1 protein-coding gene is annotated in these 4,396 nt (G+C 46.2%); it reads left to right on the top strand.

The window, feature by feature from the left end:
* Window positions 1-1,221: 1,221 nt before the first annotated feature.
* Entirely contained in the window at window positions 1,222-3,921 is a 2,700-nt protein-coding gene (locus ENN47_08395; GenBank protein HDP78187.1) for a PAS domain S-box protein, read from the top strand.
* Window positions 3,922-4,396: the final 475 nt, after the last annotated feature.

Below are 4,396 nucleotides of genomic sequence, written 5' to 3'. Positions count from 1 at the left end.
TCGAGAGGGGTATCGTTGGCTCCATCGTCGACGGGGTGTGTGCACGTCAAGAACGGACCTCATTTTCAGTCATGACGTAATTTTTTACCAAGAACAAACAACCTGGACGCGTAGCGTCGGAACAAAGAACCGGTATTAGGACGGTGGACCGCTGACGGTCAACGTGGTTTCATCAGCACACAGCGGTTCATAGATGCGAGATCCCGTGCAGGCCCATCACGGGATGACCAAGTGAGTAAATTCCAGGGCGCGCTCTGCGGGACGGCAGTCTTTTCTTTCTTCACGTCATCCTGAAACGCTTCTGTTAGGACCTCGGTCCTTGGAGTGTTTTCAAGACCAGATCCCGTGCAGGCCCATCACGGGATGACCAAGTGAGTAAATTCCAGGGCGCGCTCTGCGGGATGGCAGTCTTTTCTTTCTTCACGTCATCCTGAAACGCTTCTGTTCAGGATCTGGGCTTGAAGTACCGTGGTTGCAGACAGGTGGTTGCAGGTTCGAAAAACCTTGAGAGCGTGATTTTGAAACAGATTCAGATGACGGGCTGTGTATTTGTGGTGTGATTTCTTCTCTGTCCTAAACTTGTAACTTGCATCTTGGCACTTGCAACGAGTCTTCACAGCGTTCAACGTCTTCTAGCAAGCGCACAGCGGTTCTTATGCTCGCAACTCGGAACAGGCAACTTGCAACTGCTGCTCTTCCCGGAGAAAGGCGGACCGCTGACGGTCAACGTGGTTTTTCATCAGCCGCAGCAACTGTTCTCCAATGCCGAGTGCTAAATCCCCGCTTGCGGTGGGGAGTGTGCTCTTTGAAGCGCGTTTCAAACTGTACTCTTTTTGGACAATTCGTATCCCATAAGAGCATCTGTTTCTAATAGCAAGAGTAAGATTGCCAAGTCTTCTCTTCATTTATCGAAGCGAAGATCTCGTCGAGACTTTTTCTCGGTTTCTCTCTTGCTGAAATGATTTGGGGAATTAAGTGTTGGAGATGCTCATTTGATGCTTAGATTGAAGGCATTTACACTCTTACTCAATACTGAGCGGAAAAGCCCGTCCTTTTGTCACAAAAGTCATGCTTATCTGAGGAAATAAGTCTATAATAGATATGTGACTAAATGTTTAATTACATTATTATTAGGTTAAACAAAATGATAGATATGTAAAGTAAGTGCTTTAATCAGAAATCGTTAGGGACAATGTACGTGTGGAGTTCATCGAGTAACGTTTGGCATTCTGTCTGTACCGGGAAGCGACAGGTGTCGCCGGAGGTTCTATGAGGCAATTTCCCGATCTTGTTAATCATATAGTGGATATGGTATTCGTTTCCGATATGGAAGCCAGAATAGTCTACGTAAACGATGCCGTTATAAACAATAACGGTTTCTCCAGAGAGGAGCTGCTCGGCAAGTCTTTGTCGACCATTGAAACAAAGATCACAGAAGCATCGTTCAGAAAATTCTGGTCGAAAGCCGCCTTAGGTACTTCTAGAACGATCAACGGCCAGCACTACTACAGAGACTGTGATCCTGTTCCCGTCGAGATACACTCTGTCTTGATTGAAGACGGTGGGGAGAGACTGGTCGTAAGCACTGTGAGAGATATAACACAGCGAAAGCGAGATGAAAAGCTTCTTGAAGAGAAGAATCTTCAGCTTCAGGCTCTCGTTAATGCTCCAACCGAATCGCTGTTTCAGATAGATCTTTCAGGAAATGTCATAACTGCCAATAAGACCCTCTCCAAGAGGCTTGGTATTGATCTGGAGACGCTGATCGGCAAGAATCTGTATGATTTCATCCCGCAAGAACTCGCCGAAGTAAGAAAGATCCATATCGAAGAGGTTCTGAAAACAGGAAACCAGAAGACAATGGAAGACCGTCGAGATGGAATTGTACTTAAAACAACCATATACCCGGTATTCGGAAGGAACGGGCAGGTCGAAAGTCTTGTTCTCTTTGAAGAAGATATAACTGCAAGAAAAAATGCTGAAGAGAGATTGAAGGATAGCGAGAGAAGAGCAAGCAAGAAACTCGAGGCGATTCTCGATCCCGAAGGTGAAATTGAGAATATAGAACTCGAGTATCTACTGGATGTCGAGACTATTCAGTCAATCATGAACGACTTCTACAAACTGACCAATATCGGAGTAGCGATCGTCGATACTCACGGAAATGTTCTCGTAGAGACCGGTTGGCAGGAAATATGCACAAAGTATCACCGCGTGAATACTGAGACTCTCAAGAACTGTCTTTACAGTGATATAGAGCTTTCGAAGGGCATAGAGCAGGGAGCGTTCAAGCTCTACAAATGTGCCAACAATATGTGGGATATGAGTACCCCAATAATCGTGGGCAATACCCATCTGGGGAATCTGTTTCTGGGACAGTTCTTCATGGAAGATGAGAGCGTTGATTACGATGTCTTCAGGAAACAGGCGAGAAGATACGGTTTTAACGAAAAAGAGTATATTGAGGCTCTGGACAAAGTGCCCAGATGGAATCGCGATACCGTCATGACCGCAATGACCTTCTACTCAAAGTTTGCACAAAGGCTCTCGAGACTGAGTTTTTCAAATATGAAGCTAGCCAAGGCTCTCTCCGAAAGAGACGGATTTCTTCAAATGATCGAAGAAAAGGAGAGCAGGTTCAGAAGATATGTTGAGAATGCCCTGGACGGAATATTCGTCGCAGATGAAAGAGGCAATTATACAGATGTTAACGAAGCGTCCTGTCTAATCACCGGCTATTCAAGAGAAGAGCTGCTGAAAATGAACTTGAAACAGTTGGCGGCTCCCGAGAGTCTTCTGGAGGTCGAAAACCATTTCAGGAGGACTGTCGAAGCCGGCGTGGCAGAAGGCATTACTGCCTTCGTTAAGAAGACAGGCGAGAAGAGATACTGGAATGTCAGGGCCGTAAGGCTCGACGATTCGAGCTTCATCGGGTTCACCAGAGACGTAACCGATTTCGTCATAAGCCAGGAGGCCCTGAAGAAGTCCGAAGAAGAGAAATCACTCATACTTAACACAACTAAGGAAATAATAGTCTATTACGACACCGATCTGAACATAATCTGGGCAAACAAGGCTATGGCCGATCATTTTGGGACAAGCATAGAAAAGCTTGTCGGTATGAACTGTGTCGATGTATGGCAGCGAAGCAGGAAGTGCGATAACTGCATCCTCAGAAAGACACTGGACACAGCCTCTCGTGAAGTTGGAGAAATAATTACCAAGTTCGGCAAAACATGGTACTTGAGGGCTTATCCGGTTAGGGATGCTGACGGGAAGATTACCGGCGTTGTTGAACTCTGCGAAGACATAACAGAAAGAAATCGACTATCTAGCAGCCTAGAATCAGCTTTCGAAGCTCTTGTTCGTGCCGCTTCGGACATTGTGAGCGCCAAGGATCCTTACACGGCCGGCCATCAGAAAAATGTGAGCGATCTGGCCGTGGCGATAGGTAAGAAAATGGATCTCGATGATGAGACCTGCAACTGTCTTAAAGTCGCCGGTCTACTTCACGATATAGGAAAGATTTCAGTTCCTACGGAGATTCTGTCTAAACCGGGAAAGCTGAGCGATATTGAGTTCAGACTAGTAAGGGAACATTCGAAGAATGGCTATAATATGCTCAAAGATATGGATCTTCCCTGGCCCATTGCCGATATAGTGTTACAGCACCACGAAAGACTCGATGGATCTGGTTATCCAGGAAGTTTGAAAGACGATCAAATAAGGCTAGAATCAAGAATAATAGCCGTTGCCGACGTGGTTGAGGCTATAACCTCCCACAGACCCTACAGGGCGGCCCTGGGAATTGAGTTCGCCCTAGATGAAATAAAGGAGAATTCGGGTAAACTGTACGATCCGTCAGTTGTAGAAGCCTGTGTAGAACTTATCGAAGAAGGCTACACTTTTGAGAATTCCTAGGAAGGCTTTTTCTGCGACATTTGGGTTTTGCTTAAGCTTCCAGTCTACTTTTATCCAATCTGTTCTTCTATTTGTCCAATATCCTTGCGGGGTAAATATGAAATATGCCGATGACGGTGGACCGTTGACTGTCAACGTGATTTTTCATCAGCGCAAGCGGTTCTTAGATGCGAGATCCCGTGCAGGAGCCCCAAACAGGAGCATTTTGGGGCAGGCTCTACGGGATGACCGAAGAGGCGTCCATCAGGTCAGGCTTACGGGATAACAGTCCTTCACGTAATCCTCGTGTATTGTCATAAGAGAGGAAGTAGAGAGTATAGAATGAGGGTAGAGGGAGTAGCCAGTCGTCATCCTTAGGCTTAGAGCCTGTATGCCAGGTTGGGCACCCTTCTTAACACGATTGAGAGTAATGGTCGAAAAGACCGCACCTTGTACGAGGTTGTGAAAGGAGGAACCCTCATGTTGTATGTAGGAG

The organism is Mesotoga infera, from assembly GCA_011045915.1.
Classification (GTDB): domain Bacteria; phylum Thermotogota; class Thermotogae; order Petrotogales; family Kosmotogaceae; genus Mesotoga; species Mesotoga infera_D.
This window is presented reverse-complemented; position numbering and strand designations above follow the sequence as displayed.